The sequence below is a fragment of the Rathayibacter sp. Leaf299 genome, from assembly GCF_001423055.1.
GTDB lineage: Bacteria > Actinomycetota > Actinomycetes > Actinomycetales > Microbacteriaceae > Rathayibacter > Rathayibacter caricis.
The window spans coordinates 570014-583267 of the sequence record NZ_LMNT01000002.1; the positions used below are offsets into that span (position 1 = coordinate 570014).

The window sequence follows — 13254 nt, forward strand, 5'->3', positions numbered from 1 at the left end:
GTCCTAGTCCGACAGGGTGATGATGGAGGCGCCGAGATCCGCGCCGCCGTAGGTGAACGCGTCGTCGAGGGAGACGAAGCGGACGAACTTGCCGATGAGCCCCTTGCAGGTGCCCTTGCACCCCGCGCCCGCATAGGTCTGGTTGTTCCAGCTCATGCCGGGAAAGTTCCAGCCGAGCACCTGGAAGGCGGCGAACCCCTTGATCGTGTACCAGCCGCTCGATCCGGTCCCGCCCTTGTCGGAGTAGACGGGGAGCAGCACCGTGGTGCCGCCGAGCTTTGCCAACTGGGTGGAGCAGCCCGGAGGCAGGCTGACTCCGGTGCTGCCGGAGACGGGAGCGGGCTTCGCGACGTCGACCTTGGCGCGGCAGGTGCCGAGGGGATCGTTGAGCCAGCCGAAGCCGCCCGGGAGCAGCTGCCCGGAGGGGCTCGTGGTCTGGCAGGCGGTGCCGCCGGAGTCGCCGTGCATGCTGATGACCTGCACGGCTCCGTCGAGTCGGAAGACGCACGGAGCGAAGGCGAGCGCCAGCGCGGCCTCGCCCGCCGCGGGACTGCCCCAGGACGAGGTGGCCGACTGCCCGACCTCGAGGGAGTCGATCCCGAAGACGGGAGCGAACACCGTCGCCAGGGATCCGGCGCCGGTCGTGCCGTCCTCGGCGGAGGTGGTGACGCGCACCGAGTTCGCGGTGGGGAAGGTCGTGACGGCGCCGGACGCTCCGTCGCCGGCATTGGCGTCGGCGTAGGTCGCGGCGAGGGCGACGGCCGCGGCCTTCACAGCGGCGGTGGTGCAGGGGTTCGCCGCGCAGCTCTGAGCCACGGCGAGGGCGGCGGCGTCGGCGCCGTTCTGCAGCTCGGCGCGCTCGAGGTTGAGTCGGGCGAGGTCGATCGCGAGGGCGGCGCAGCCGAGCACGACGACCATCGCGACGGCCACGATGATCGAGACCGCTCCGCGCTCGTCCGAGAGGCGCGCAGTCAGCCGCCGCATCGCATCGCCGCCTTCCCGGTCAGGGTGATGCCGTCGCCGAAGAGGCCGGTCATCAAGTGGTACTGGTAGCGGATGGTGGTCGTCCCGAGGGTGCCCACGGTGCAGGCGGTCGGCGAGACGGTGATCTGAGCGTCCGTGAGACCGGGGGACAGGTTGAAGGCCGCATTCTTGACGGCAGTTCTCGCCGTCGCCGGATTGTTGTGCAGCGCCATGCTTCTGGCGCCTTCTCGGGCCGCATTCGTGATGGTCGTCTGCGCGGTGAAAAGGAGGGAGAACTCCACTATTCCGACGAGGATGACCATGAGTATGGGGAGGAGTAAAGCGAATTCCAGGGCGACTGCGCCTGAGTCCTCGTGCAATCGGGAAGACATGACCTCACTCCGGGCAGAAGCGGAAGAGGAAGGGCGCCGCGGACGGCGCGGCACCCTTCCTCCGTCGGACCGGATCCGCCTTACGGGGTGTTGGTCGGGGTGGCGGTCGCCTTCGGCAGGTCGTTGCTGACGGTGGCGAAGATGCTGCCCAGTTGCGGGCCGAGGAAGACGACGACGCCGATGATCACGACGGCGATCAGGCCGACCAGCAGGCCGTACTCGACGGCGGTCGCACCCTTCTGCTCCTCGCGGAGGCGGTCCTTCGCGGTGGTGACGAGAGTCTGGAGAGTGATGAGGAGAGAGAGCATGGTGAACCTCCGAGATGGGGTGAGCGAGACCGGTTTACAAGGGGAGCAGGCAGTCGACGACCCAGTGTGAGACCGATCGTGCGATAGCCGGTGGTGCTGTCGCGGAGAAAGAGGAGCAGTCGGATCACGGGGGTGATCGAGAGCCCGCCGATATTCATTCGGCTGCATTCACTTCTGCGACATCACTGATGATAGAGAGAACGCCCGGTCCGTCTCGTACCCTTCCGGGGGACAAACCGACTGACGATACGTCCCTCCGCGTCAGACCGGGAGAGCGAGCACCAGCACGGCCCCGGCGAGCATCATCGGCCCGAAGGGCAGCGGCGTCCCCCGCCGTGCTCGGCCGGTCAGCAGGAGCACCGCCGCGGCCAGCGCGGCGAGGACGAATCCGGCGGCGGCGCCCAGGAGCAGCTCCGTCCAGCCGCGCGACGCGAGCATCGTGCCGATGACCGCCGCGAACTTGACGTCGCCCATCCCGAGGCCGCCCGGTGAGACGAGGGCGAGCACGAGGTAGACCGCGAACAGCGCCAGCCCGCCCAGCAGCGCGCGGAGCCCGTCCCCGGGCCGCCCGTCGACGAGGCTCGCGACCAGGACGAGCAGCCCTCCGAGGGCGATCGCGGGCACGACCAGCACGTTCGGCAGCAGACGGTGCCGCAGGTCGATCACCGAGAGGTGCACGCCCACGACGGTGAGCAGCACGAGCACGGCCAGCACGGCGCTCGGCCGGTTCGCGGAGGTGAGGGCCGCCGCGCCCAGGGCGCTCACCACTCCCGTCGCGATCGCCACGGCCGCCGACGAGCGTCCCGGCGGCAGCCCCCGCTCGACGCGGGCGAGGCGGCGGAGCGCCGCGTCGATCAGGGCGCCCGCGGCGAAGGCGACGACGGCCGCGATCACGACGAGGGCGGCGGAGGAGGGCATGCGCTCCATCCTGCACGCCACGCCGCCGGACACGGCGCATTCCCGGCTTGACGGCGCATACTCGCGGCGGCCGCGTGCGGGAGACCCCGCGGTCCGCCGGCGTTCACGTCGGCGAGCGGGAGAGCGAGACCGTTCCACCGCCACACGGGAGCCCCCTGGCGTGAGACCTCGGGGGGCTCCTCCACTTCCTCCCCGGGACCTCCGCCCCTCCTGCTCGGCAGAGCTACTTCACGGAGCCCTCGGTGAGCCCGCCCCGCCAGAAGCGCTGCAGCACGATCATCGCGATCGCCAGCGGGATGATCGACAGCAGCACGCCTCCGGTCGTCAGCTCGTAGAACTCGGGCAGGCGGTCGACCTGGCTGAGCCAGTTGTTGAGCCCCAGCGTGATCGGGAACAGCTCCGTGTCCGACAGCATCACGAGCGGCAGGAAGTAGTTGTTCCAGATGCCGACGAGCTGGAAGAGGAACACGGTGACCAGCGCCGGAGTCAGGATGCGCAGCCCCAGCGTGTGGAAGATCCGCAGCTCGCTCGCCCCGTCGATCCGCGCCGCCTCGATGACCGCGGTGTCGACCGTCGCCTGCGCGTAGATGCGGCAGAGGAAGAGCCCGAACGGCGAGACCAGCGAGGGGATCAGCACGCTCCAGTACGTGTTCGCGATGCCCATCTGGCTGAAGAGGAGGAACAGCGGCAGGGCCGTCGCGGTGCCGGGCACGAGCACTCCCGCGAGGATCGTGCCGAACACGAGCCGGTTGCCCCGGAACTCGTACTTCGCGAGCGCGTAGCCGCCGGCCGCCGCGAGGTACGTCGCGAGCAGGGCGCCGACTCCGGCGTAGAGCACCGAGTTCAAGAACCAGCGGACGAAGATGCCGCCGTCGTACGACAGCACCTGGCCGAGGTTGTCCCAGAGCGCGAACGTCGGCGCGAACCAGAAGCCGTAGGTGGCGAAGAGGTCCTCGGTGGTCTTCGTCGCCGCGACCACGACCCAGTAGACGGGGACGAGGAAGTAGACCGCGACGATCACGAGGATCGCCGTGACGATGATCGTGGAGGCGCGGTTGCGGCCGGCCGAGCGGTCGGGGCCACGACCCGCCTTGGCGGGCCGGTTCGCGGTGACGACTCCGGTCGTCGTGGGCTGCGCTTCGGTACGCGTCGCCTGGCTCATGAGGACTTCCTGTTCGAGATCGAGAGGAACGTGAAGGAGAGGACGAACGCGACGAGGGCGATCAGCACGGCCTGCGCGGCGGCGACGTTGTAGTCGTTGTAGGCGAAGGCGGTCGTGTACGCGCTGAGGTTCGGCGTGTACTGGCTGTCGATCGCGGGCGCCACGGTCTTGAGGACCTGCGCCTCGGCGAAGAGCTGCAGGGTGCCGATGATCGAGAAGATCGTGGTCAGCACGAGCGCCGGGCGGATGAGCGGCAGCTGGATGCTGCGCGCGACGCGGAACGTGGACGCTCCGTCGACCTTCGCCGCCTCGTACAGCTCGACCGGGATCGCCTTCAACTGGGCGACGATGATCAGCATGTTGTAGCCGGTGTAGCTCCACAGTGAGATGTTCGCGATCGACCACAGCACCGAGTCCGCGCCGAGGAAGTCGGGCTCGAGGCCGACCACGTTCGCCGCGTCGATGATCGGGCTGAGCCCCGGCACGTAGAGGAACGACCAGAGGATCGTCGCGATCACTCCGGGCACCCCGTAGGGGAGGAAGTAGGCCGCGCGGAAGAACCCGGGGAACCGGGCCGAGGCCGACTCGAGCATCAGCGCGAGCACGGTGCAGAGCGCGATCATCACCGGCACCTGGACGACGCCGAAGAGGAACATGCGCCCGATCGAGGCGAGGAAGTTGCCGTCGGCGAGGGCCTGCGCGTAGTTCCCGAACCCGGCGAACTCGGTCGTCACTCCGGCCTCGCCGAAGAGGCCCGAGCGGGTCACCTTCGTGAAGCTCGAGCCGATGGCCACGACGATCGGGATGATGAAGGTGAGGACGAACAGTACGAGGAACGGGGCGAGCAGGATCCACGGGGCGCGCCCCTGGGCTCCGCCGCGCTTGCGGTTCCGGGTGCCGCCGGTGGCCGCGATGGCGGCGGCGGCGGGGGAGGTCGTCGTGGTCATGCCGAGGCCTTCCTGATGCTGAGGCCCTTGTTCTGGAAGACCGTGATGATCTGCTGCTCCGCTTCGGCGACCGCGTCGACGAGAGTGGTGCCCGACGCCTTCCTTCGGAAGCCGTCGCTGAGGATGTTGAAGGACTGCTGGGTGACCGGCCACCAGGACCAGTCGGGGTTCTGCTCCTTCGCCGCGGGCACGAGGATCTCCTCGTTGTAGTTCTGGCCCGAGAAGAACTCGCTCGGTCCCTTGCGCGCGGTGCCGATCTCGCCGACGGCGGGCGACCAGCCGATGCCGCTGTTCGCGATCATCGCGTCGATGCCCTCCTGCGAGGTCGTCATCCACACCGCGAACTCGAGCGCCTCCTTCGGGTGCGCGCTGCTGGCGAAGACGGCCGCCGTGGATCCGCCGAGGAAGCTCGAGCCGAAGCCCGTGTCGCCCCAGACCGGCATGGGCGCCACCCGCCACTTGCCTGAGCCGCCGCTCACGCCCTGAATGAGCGCGTCGCCCCAGCTGCCCGTGGTGCAGGAGGCGATGCCGCCCGTCGCCGCCGCCGCGAACCACGCGGGGGAGTAGGCGCCGTAGCCGGTCTCGACGAGGTCCTGATCGATCGCGGTGTCGAAGAAGGAGGCGACCTGCGTCGTGGCCTCGTCGGTCATGTCGATGACCCAGCCGTCCTCCTCCGCCGTCAGCCACTGCGCGCCGGCCTGCGTGGCGAAGGCCGCGAAGACGGAGGCGTCGGCGAGCGGGAAGCAGTCGATGTAGGAGTCGGCGCCGCGCAGCTCGGTCGCGACCGCCGCCCAGTCGTCCCAGGTGCGCGGCGGCTCGGCTCCCACGCGCCCGAGCACCTCGGGCTGGTAGAAGAAGGCCATCGGACCGCTGTCCTGGGGGATCCCGTAGACGCCGCCGGTGTAGCTCACCTGCCCCCAGAGAGTGGGGTCGTAGAGGTCGGCGTAGTCGGCCGCGCCGTAGCGGTTGAGGTCGACCAGCCCGTTCACGAGCATGAACTCGGGCAGCGAGCGCATCTCGACCTGGCCCAGGTCCGGTCCGCCGCCGGCCGCGAGGGCCGAGTACAGCTTCTGGTAGCCGCCCGCGTTGCCGCCGGGGATCCAGACCGCGTCGACCTGGACGTCCGGGTGCGAGGCGTTCCAGACGTCGCAGACCTTCTGCAGGTCCTTCAGCCAGGCCCAGTACTGCAGACGGATCGGTCCGCTCGCGGCCGGGATCGCCGGCGCGGTGTTGACCGAGGTGGTCCCCGGGGTGGCGCAGGCCGCCAGGGTCCCGAGTGCGGCCGTGCCGAGTCCGGCGGCCATGAGCTGTCTCCGTGTGAACGGCTTCACTGTCCCTCACTTCGTCGTGGATGGGTGCCGTGGAGGTCTCCCGGCCCGGTGGATCGGACGCTATCACAAATTCGAGTAGCCGCTCGAAATTGGTGGGGACGCGGCCGGAGCGCGCGCTACGCTGGCCGCCTGAGAGCGGTTCCCGCTCTCGTGACCAGCGGAGGAAGGCGTCGTGTCCGAGACCACCGAGCCCGTCCGCACCCGCCGTGGGCCCTACGCGAAGTCGGCTCAGCGGCGCCGCGCGATCATCGAGGCGGCCCACGCGGTCTTCGCCTCCCGCGGCTACGCGCGCGGCTCGCTGCAGGAGGTCGCCGACCGGGTGGGCCTCAGCCAGACCAGCCTCCTGCACTACTTCCCGACCAAGACCGACCTGCTGCTCGCGGTGCTCGAGCACCGCGACGCCATCACCGGCGACGGCTCGGCTCCGCCGGACCCCGACGAGAGCATGGTCGAGGGGATCCTGCGCCAGACCCGCTACAACGAGACGGCCCCCGGAGTGATCGAGCTCTACGCGGTGCTGTGCGGCGACTCGACGACGGCCGATCATCCGGGCCGCGAGTTCTTCGCCCGCCGCTTCCGGTCGCTCCGCCAGGGCTACGCCGACGACCTGCGCGCCCTGCAGGCCGAGGGGCGCCTGCGCGAGGGCGCCGACCCCGACCGGGTCGCGGCGTCGATCATCGCGCTGTGGGACGGCATCCAGCTGCAGTGGCTCCTCGAGCGCGACGCGGTCGACATGGTCGCGTGCCTGACGGACTACCTCGACCTGATGGTCCTGCCGCCCCGGTGACCAGGCCCTAGGCTCCGGGCATGGGGACGACCTGGAACGACACCGGCTGGATCTGGATCGGCTTCGCGCTCGTGACCGCGGGGCTCGCGGAGCAGAAGGGGCGCTCGCGCTGGCGCTGGTTCGTGCTGGGCCTGCTGCTCGGGCCGCTCGCGCTGGCGCTGGTCGTGATCTGGGCGAGGCCCGAGCCGGGAGTGGTCACGGACGTCCGCTGGAACTTCGCGATCGGAGCGGGGGTCGCGGCCGTCGCCCTGCTGATCCTGGCGGCGACGTCAAGCCTGTGGCTCCTGCTCGTCCCGGCGGCGCTCGCGGCGGTGATCGCGGGTCTGCTGGCCTGGCTCAGCCGGCGCGTGCCGTTCGAGCGCCTCCCGCGCTGACCCCGGCTCCCGCACTCGAGCCCCGACGACGAGACGGCCCGGTGCCGTCGAGACGTCCCGCTGGAACGGGCTGTCTCGACGGTACCGGGCCGTCTCGTGCGTGGCCCGGCCTACGGCAGCAGGCGCGACGGGCCGCGGAAGAGGTAGGTGACCTCGCGCAGGTTCGCCTGGTGCAGCATCAGCATGATCACGCGCGAGAGGCCCATGCCGAATCCTCCGTGCGGCGGGACGCCGTAGCGGAAGAAGTCGAGGTAGAAGCCGAGCTCCTCGGGGTCGAGGCCCTTCTCGCGGGCCTGCTCGACCAGCACGTCGACGCGGTGCTCGCGCTGCGCCCCGGTCGAGATCTCGACGCCGTTGTAGATGAGGTCGTAGCTGTTGGTGATGGCCCCGTCGCCCTCGCGGCGCATGTGGTAGAACGGCCGGATGCTCGAGGCGTAGTCGGTCAGGAACACGAAGTCGTGCCCGAACTCCTCCTTCACGTAGGCCGCGATGCGGCGCTCGCCCTCGGGGTCCATGTCGTCGTCGGCGCGGGGCACCTCGTAGCCGCGCTCGGCGACGATGCGCTTGGCCTCGGCGAGCGGGATGCGCGGGAACGGGGTGGTGGGCACCTCGAGGTCGATGTCGAAGAGCGCCTTCACCTCGGCGCCGTGCTTCTCGACGACGGCGGTGAGGCCGGCGACCATCAGCTGCTCGTGCAGCTCCATGACGTCCTCGTGCGACTCGATCCACGAGACCTCGGAGTCGACGCTCGTGAACTCGGTCGCGTGACGGGAGGTGAAGCTCGGGTCGGCGCGGAAGGCCGGCCCGACCTCGAACACCTTGCCGAAGCCCGCGGGCTGCGCCATCTGCTTGAAGAACTGCGGGCTCTGCGCGAGGTACGCCTTGGTCTCGAAGTACTCGACCTCGAACAACTCGGCGCGAGACTCCGAGGCGCTCGCCATGAGCTTCGGGGTGTGGATCTCGATGAAGTCGTTGTCGATCCAGTAGGTGCGCAGCGCGTGCTCGAAGGTGGTCTGCACGCGGGCGATGAGGTTCTGCTCCGGGCGGCGGAGGTCGAGGAAGCGCCAGTCCATGCGCTTGTCGATGCCGGAGTCGGGCGCGATGGGCGCCTCGGGGATCGACGCGGCGACGATCTCGAGCGACTCGAGCTTCACCTCGATGCCGCCGAGCTTCACGCGCTCGTCGTGCTTGAGCTGACCCGTCACCGTGACGAAGGAGCCCTGGGCGAGGCCCGAGATCTCCTCGGTGATCGCGAGCTTCGCGGCGGCGACCTCGTCGCCCTCCTCCGCCTCGCGGACGGCGGGGTTCACCAGCTGCACGGCGCCGGACTCGTCGCGGAGGACCACGAACTGCACCTTCTTCTGGTCGCGCACGGTCTCGACCCAGCCGGACACGCGGACGGGTCCGTCCTCGAGCGCGGCGAGCTTCTTGACGGTGGTTCGGGGGAGGCGGGTCTCGTCGGTCACGGTAGGGGAGTCTACCCGCGGGGCGGCGCGGGGCCGAGGGCGCCGGGTAGCGTCGGAGCATGAGCACCGCACTGATCACCGGAGCGTCCACCGGCATCGGAGCCGCCTTCGCGCGGGCGTTCGCGCGCCGCGGCTGGAGCCTCGTGCTCGTCTCGCGCGACGAGGCGCGGCTCGAGGAGGCGGCGACCGCGTTCCGCGGGGTCGGCGCCCCGCACGTCGAGGTGCTGCCGGCCGACCTGACCGATCGGGAGCAGGTGGAGCGGGTGCGGGCCCGGCTCGTCGATCCGGAGCGGCCCGTGCGCGTGCTGGTCAACAACTCCGGATTCGGGATCGACGGCGGCTTCTCGGAGCCGGACGTCGCCGCGCAGGACGCGGCGTTCGAGGTGATGGTCCGCTCGGTGGCCGTGCTCTCGGGGGCGGCCGCCGAGGTCATGCGCGCCCGGGGCCGCGGAGCGATCCTGACGGTCGCGAGCGTCGCGGGGTTCGTGCACCTGGGCCCCTACTCCGCGGTCAAGGCGTGGGCGACCGCGTTCACGCAGTCGCTCGCGGTGGAGCTCCGCGGCACGGGCGTGCGGGCGGCGGCCCTCTGCCCCGGCTGGGTGCGGACCGAGTTCCACGAGCGGGCGGCGATGGACACCTCCTCCATCCCCTCGTTCCTCTGGCTCGACGCCGATGCGGTGGTCGAGGAGTTCCTCCGCGACGTGGCGCGCGGGCAGGTCGTCTCGGTGCCGTCGTGGCGCTTCGGAGTGCCGGTCGCCGTGGTGAAGCACCTGCCGGACGCGCTGGTCCGACGGATCTCGGCGGCAGTGCTGGCCAGGCGGTGAGAGCACGGCGCTGAGCACCCGTTCAGCCCCCGCCCAGACCCGCTGTTCCCGGCGTTCCCCCACGCGGCGTTCCGTACACTTGACGCTCGTGGTTGCCGATCAGATCCATCTCGTGCGGCACGGCGAGGTGTTCAACCCCGACCGGGTCCTCTACGGGCGACTTGCGAACTTCCGGCTCTCGGAGCTGGGCCACCGCATGGCCCGCGCCGCGGCCGACGACCTGCTCGAGCGGCGCCGCCACGTGACGACGCTCGTCGCCTCTCCGCTCCAGCGCACGCAGGAGTCGGCCCAGCCGATCTCGCAGGCCTTCGAGCTCGAGATCACGAGCGATCCGCGCGTGATCGAGCCGAGCAACCGCTTCGAGGGCAAGTCCCTCGCCGCCCGCAGCTCGGCGCTGAAGAACCCGAAGCACTGGCCGTGGCTGCGCAATCCGTTCGAGCCCAGCTGGGGCGAGCCCTACCTCTCCATCTCGGCGCGGATGTACGCGGCGATCGAGGCGGCGTGGCAGAGCACCGTCGAGGGCGACGCGGTCATCGTCAGCCACCAGCTGCCGATCTGGACCGTGCACCGCGCCCTCGCGGGGGAGCGGCTCTTCCACGATCCGCGCAAGCGCCGGTGCGCGCTCTCGAGCATCACCACGATCGAGCGTCGGGGCGACGGCTTCGTCGAGGTCGGCTACTCCGACCCCGCCGCGGGCCTCCAGGGGCTCGCGACCGACGTGGGCGCCGTCTGATGCGGCGTCGCGTCGTCGCCGCCACGGCCCTCGCGCTCGTGGCCGGAGCCGTCCTCGCGGGCTGCACCCAGGATCCGCTCGCCGACCAGTACCGCAGCGGCAGCAACAAGGGCTACATCTCGGGCGACGGGACCGTCACCGAGATCGCGGCAGCCGACCGAAGCGATCCGATCGTCTTCTCAGGCACCGACGAGAACGGCGAGGCGATCGACTCCGACGACCTCGCGGGCCGCGTCGTCGTCGTCAACTTCTGGTACGCCAGCTGCGCTCCGTGCCGTGCCGAGGCCGCCGACCTCGAGTCGGTGAACGCCGAGTTCGACGGCCAGGACGTCTCGTTCGTCGGCGTGAACGTGCGCGACCAGGCGCCCCAGGCCGCCGCCTTCGCGAAGACCTACGGCATCACCTACCCCTCCATCGTCGACGTCGACGGATCCGCGCAGCTCGCCTTCAGCGGCAAGGTCCCGCCGAACGCGGTGCCCACCACCCTCGTGCTCGACCGCGAGGGCCGCGTCGCCTCCCGGATCCTGGGTCAGCTGCAGGAGGCGTCGATCCTGTCGACCCTCGTCGGCGACACGCTCGCGGAAGAGGAGTAGCTCGGTGGGCGAGATCGTCATCAGCGGTCAGCTGCTCCTCGCGGTCCCGATCGCGCTGCTGGCCGGCCTGGTGTCGTTCGCGTCGCCGTGCGTGCTGCCGCTCGTGCCGGGCTATCTCGCGTACGTCGGCGGCTTCACGGACGCCGACGAGCGCCGCGCTCGCGGACGCAGCCGGGTGCTGCTGGGCGTGCTGCTCTTCGTGCTGGGCTTCTCGCTCGTGTTCGTGCTCTACGGAGCGGCCGCCGGGTCGATCGGGTTCTGGATGAGCCGCTACAGCGATGTCATCACCCGCGTCCTCGGCGTGGTCGTCATCGCGATGGGCCTCGTCTTCGTCGGCCAGTTCTCGTTCCTCCAGCGGACCCTCCGCCCGAGCATCCGCCCCGCGACGGGCCTGATCGGGGCGCCGCTGCTGGGCATCGTGTTCGGCATCGGCTGGACGCCGTGCCTGGGCCCGACGCTGAGCTCGATCCTGGCGCTCGGACTCGGCGCCGGCTCGCCCTGGCGGGGAGCGCTGCTCGCGCTGATGTACTGCCTGGGCCTCGGCCTCCCGTTCCTCCTGGTCGCGTTCGGCTTCAGCTGGGTCACGTCGACCCTCGCCTTCGTGAAGCGCCACATCCGCGCGATCAACATCATCGGCGGGGTCGCCCTCGTGGTCATCGGCCTGCTGATGGTCACCGGCGTCTGGAACGCCCTCGTCTACGGAGCCCTCGGCGAGGTGATCTATGGCTTCCAGCCCGCGATCTGATCGCAGCGACGTCGACGCGCAGAAGCGCGCCGACGCGAACTTCCGCCCCTCCGACCACTTCGACTCCGACGCCGACACGATCACTCAGCCCAAGCTCGGCTTGGTCGGGTGGCTGCGCTGGATGTGGCGTCAGCTGACGAGCATGCGCACCGCGCTGTTCCTCCTCCTGCTGCTGGCCATCGCGGCGGTGCCCGGCTCGCTCGTGCCGCAGCGCTCGTCCGACCCCAACGGCGTCACCCAGTACTTCATCGACAACCCCGATCTGGCGCCGCTGCTCGACAGCGTGCAGGCCTTCGACACCTACACGTCGGCCTGGTTCTCGAGCATCTACCTGCTTCTGTTCGTCTCGCTCATCGGCTGCATCATCCCGCGCACGAAGCACCACTTCGAGGCGATGCGCTCGCGTCCGCCGAAGACGCCGGTGCGCCTGCAGCGCCTCGCGGGCTACACGGTGCGCGACGTCGAGGGAGCGACGACGGAGGAGGCGATCGCCTCCGGGCACGCCGTGCTGCGCCGCGCGGGCTACCGCGTCGAGCGCTACGACGACCCGCGCGGGCGCTGGAGCAGCGTGTCGGCCGAGCGCGGCTACCTCCGCGAGACCGGCAACCTGGTGTTCCACTCCGCGCTCGTCGGGATCCTCGTCGCCGTCGGCATCGGCGGCGGCTTCGGCTACAGCGGGCAGCGCGTGCTCGTCGAGGGCGGTCAGGGCTTCGCGAACAACCTGGCGGCCTACGACTCGTTCAACCCGGGGCGCTTCTTCGACAGCTCGCAGCTCGACCCGTACCAGCTGACGCTCGACGGCCTCGACGTGGAGTACGTGACCGAGCGGGGCGAGGCGTTCGGTCAGCCGATCGACTTCACCGCGAACGTCACGACGACGCAGCGCGGCGGCGGCACCGAGGAGCGGACCGTGAAGGTCAACGAGCCGCTCGCGGTCGGCGGCACCAACGTCTACCTGCTCGGCAACGGCTACGCGCCGACGATCACGGTGCGCGACCCCTCCGGCACCGCGATCTTCACCGACTCGGTGCCGTTCCTGCCGCAGGACGCGAACCTGACGTCGGTCGGCGTCGTCAAGGTCCCGGACGGCCTCGCCGAGCAGATCGGCATGACCGGCTTCTTCTACCCCACGCAGGACGAGCTCCAGACCGGCGCCTCGACGTCGATCTTCCCGGACCTGCAGTACCCCGTGCTCTCGCTCAACGTCTTCTCGGGCGACCTGGGCCTGGACGCCGGGGTGCCCACCTCGGTCTACGTGCTGAACACCGACTCGCTCACCCGCCTCACCGGCGGTGACACCGGTGTCGCCCCGCTGACGCTCAAGCCGGGCGAGACCGCGCAGCTGCCGAACGGCCTGGGCTCGGTGACCTTCGACAACGTCGGAGCCGACCCGGAGGTCGTCGGCACCGACAGCGTGCGCCGGTTCGCCTCGTTCGACATCCACCACGACGCGACCCAGGGCTGGGTCCTCCTGTTCGCGATCCTCGTGCTCGCCGGGCTGCTGACCTCCCTGTTCGTGCCCCGACGACGGGTCTGGATCAAGGCGACGCCCGCCGAGGACGGCTCGCTGCGCCTCGAGTACGCGGGGCTCGCGCGCGGTGAGGATCCGCAGCTCGTGCGGGCGGTCCGCACCGTCGCCGACCGGCACGCACCGCTGGACTGAACCCCGCGGATCCGCCGAACCTGTGCATCCGTGCAGGGGTGGTTCCGA

Annotated in this window: 15 protein-coding genes; 7 read left to right on the top strand and 8 right to left on the bottom strand. The window is 70.5% G+C overall.

From position 1 onward, the window contains the following. Nucleotides 1–3: 3 nt before the first annotated feature. The 7 genes from ASF48_RS09865 to ASF48_RS09895 form a co-directional block, all read right to left on the bottom strand. On the bottom strand, nt 4–984 hold the full coding sequence (locus ASF48_RS09865) for a pilus assembly protein TadG-related protein (protein ID WP_055790427.1): 981 nt from the start codon (nt 982–984) through the stop codon (nt 4–6). Next, on the bottom strand, nt 972–1355 hold the full coding sequence (locus ASF48_RS09870; protein ID WP_055790430.1) for a TadE/TadG family type IV pilus assembly protein: 384 nt from the start codon (nt 1353–1355) through the stop codon (nt 972–974). The genes ASF48_RS09865 and ASF48_RS09870 overlap by 13 nt, the downstream gene beginning before the upstream one ends. A gap of 80 nt (nt 1356–1435) precedes the next feature. Beyond that, nucleotides 1436–1663: a Flp family type IVb pilin gene (locus ASF48_RS09875; RefSeq protein ID WP_055790433.1), complete on the bottom strand. Its 228-nt coding sequence runs from the start codon at nt 1661–1663 to the stop codon at nt 1436–1438. Between the two features lie 261 nt (nt 1664–1924). Beyond that, complete coding sequence (locus tag ASF48_RS09880) at nt 1925–2581, bottom strand: prepilin peptidase (RefSeq protein ID WP_055790436.1); 657 nt, start codon at nt 2579–2581, stop codon at nt 1925–1927. A 223-nt stretch (nt 2582–2804) separates the two neighbouring features. Continuing rightward, complete coding sequence (locus tag ASF48_RS09885) at nt 2805–3743, bottom strand: carbohydrate ABC transporter permease (RefSeq protein WP_055790439.1); 939 nt, start codon at nt 3741–3743, stop codon at nt 2805–2807. Beyond that, entirely contained in the window at nt 3740–4690 is a 951-nt protein-coding gene (locus ASF48_RS09890; RefSeq protein ID WP_055790442.1) for a carbohydrate ABC transporter permease, read from the bottom strand. Before ASF48_RS09890 ends, ASF48_RS09885 begins: the two co-directional genes overlap by 4 nt. Beyond that, the gene (locus ASF48_RS09895; protein ID WP_055790444.1) at nt 4687–6021 is read right to left on the bottom strand and encodes an ABC transporter substrate-binding protein; all 1335 of its coding nucleotides are present in this window, start codon (nt 6019–6021) and stop codon (nt 4687–4689) included. The genes ASF48_RS09890 and ASF48_RS09895 overlap by 4 nt, the downstream gene beginning before the upstream one ends. Nucleotides 6022–6193: 172 nt before the next feature. On the opposite strand from ASF48_RS09895, the gene ASF48_RS09900 reads away from it, so the two are divergent. Together ASF48_RS09900 and ASF48_RS09905 are read left to right on the top strand one after the other, a co-directional pair. Beyond that, entirely contained in the window at nt 6194–6808 is a 615-nt protein-coding gene (locus ASF48_RS09900) for a TetR/AcrR family transcriptional regulator (protein ID WP_055790447.1), read from the top strand. 20 nt (nt 6809–6828) lie between these two features. Beyond that, complete coding sequence (locus ASF48_RS09905) at nt 6829–7182, top strand: hypothetical protein (RefSeq protein WP_055790450.1); 354 nt, start codon at nt 6829–6831, stop codon at nt 7180–7182. 110 nt (nt 7183–7292) lie between these two features. On the opposite strand, the gene aspS is transcribed toward ASF48_RS09905, so the two are convergent. Then, a complete protein-coding gene (gene aspS, locus ASF48_RS09910) occupies nt 7293–8648 on the bottom strand; it encodes an aspartate--tRNA(Asn) ligase (RefSeq protein ID WP_055790453.1) in 1356 nt (451 codons plus the stop codon). Between the two features lie 59 nt (nt 8649–8707). On the opposite strand from aspS, the gene ASF48_RS09915 reads away from it, so the two are divergent. The 5 genes from ASF48_RS09915 (at nt 8708) to resB (ending at nt 13206) form a co-directional block, all read left to right on the top strand. Beyond that, the gene (locus ASF48_RS09915) at nt 8708–9472 is read left to right on the top strand and encodes an SDR family NAD(P)-dependent oxidoreductase (protein WP_055790456.1); all 765 of its coding nucleotides are present in this window, start codon (nt 8708–8710) and stop codon (nt 9470–9472) included. An 88-nt stretch (nt 9473–9560) separates the two neighbouring features. Beyond that, entirely contained in the window at nt 9561–10205 is a 645-nt protein-coding gene (locus ASF48_RS09920; protein ID WP_055790459.1) for a histidine phosphatase family protein, read from the top strand. Further along, nucleotides 10205–10798, top strand: coding sequence for a TlpA family protein disulfide reductase (locus tag ASF48_RS09925; RefSeq protein ID WP_055790463.1), 594 nt, complete (start codon nt 10205–10207; stop codon nt 10796–10798). The genes ASF48_RS09920 and ASF48_RS09925 overlap by 1 nt, the downstream gene beginning before the upstream one ends. 4 nt (nt 10799–10802) lie before the next feature. Continuing rightward, nucleotides 10803–11543: a cytochrome c biogenesis CcdA family protein gene (locus ASF48_RS09930; protein ID WP_055790466.1), complete on the top strand. Its 741-nt coding sequence runs from the start codon at nt 10803–10805 to the stop codon at nt 11541–11543. Continuing rightward, on the top strand, nt 11521–13206 hold the full coding sequence (gene resB, locus ASF48_RS09935; protein WP_082481207.1) for a cytochrome c biogenesis protein ResB: 1686 nt from the start codon (nt 11521–11523) through the stop codon (nt 13204–13206). The genes ASF48_RS09930 and resB overlap by 23 nt, the downstream gene beginning before the upstream one ends. Nucleotides 13207–13254: the final 48 nt, after the last annotated feature.

Bases quoted from the DNA above. Each gene is read 5' to 3' on its own strand.
- ASF48_RS09865 (WP_055790427.1), bottom strand. From the start codon at position 984: ATGCGGCGGCTGACTGCGCGCCTCTCGGACGAGCGCGGAGCGGTCTCG.
- ASF48_RS09870 (WP_055790430.1), bottom strand. From the start codon at position 1,355: ATGTCTTCCCGATTGCACGAGGACTCAGGCGCAGTCGCCCTGGAATTC.
- ASF48_RS09875 (WP_055790433.1), bottom strand. From the start codon at position 1,663: ATGCTCTCTCTCCTCATCACTCTCCAGACTCTCGTCACCACCGCGAAG.
- ASF48_RS09880 (WP_055790436.1), bottom strand. From the start codon at position 2,581: ATGCCCTCCTCCGCCGCCCTCGTCGTGATCGCGGCCGTCGTCGCCTTC.
- ASF48_RS09885 (WP_055790439.1), bottom strand. From the start codon at position 3,743: ATGAGCCAGGCGACGCGTACCGAAGCGCAGCCCACGACGACCGGAGTC.
- ASF48_RS09890 (WP_055790442.1), bottom strand. From the start codon at position 4,690: ATGACCACGACGACCTCCCCCGCCGCCGCCGCCATCGCGGCCACCGGC.
- ASF48_RS09905 (WP_055790450.1), top strand. From the start codon at position 6,829: ATGGGGACGACCTGGAACGACACCGGCTGGATCTGGATCGGCTTCGCG.
- ASF48_RS09915 (WP_055790456.1), top strand. From the start codon at position 8,708: ATGAGCACCGCACTGATCACCGGAGCGTCCACCGGCATCGGAGCCGCC.
- ASF48_RS09925 (WP_055790463.1), top strand. From the start codon at position 10,205: ATGCGGCGTCGCGTCGTCGCCGCCACGGCCCTCGCGCTCGTGGCCGGA.
- resB (WP_082481207.1), top strand. From the start codon at position 11,521: ATGGCTTCCAGCCCGCGATCTGATCGCAGCGACGTCGACGCGCAGAAG.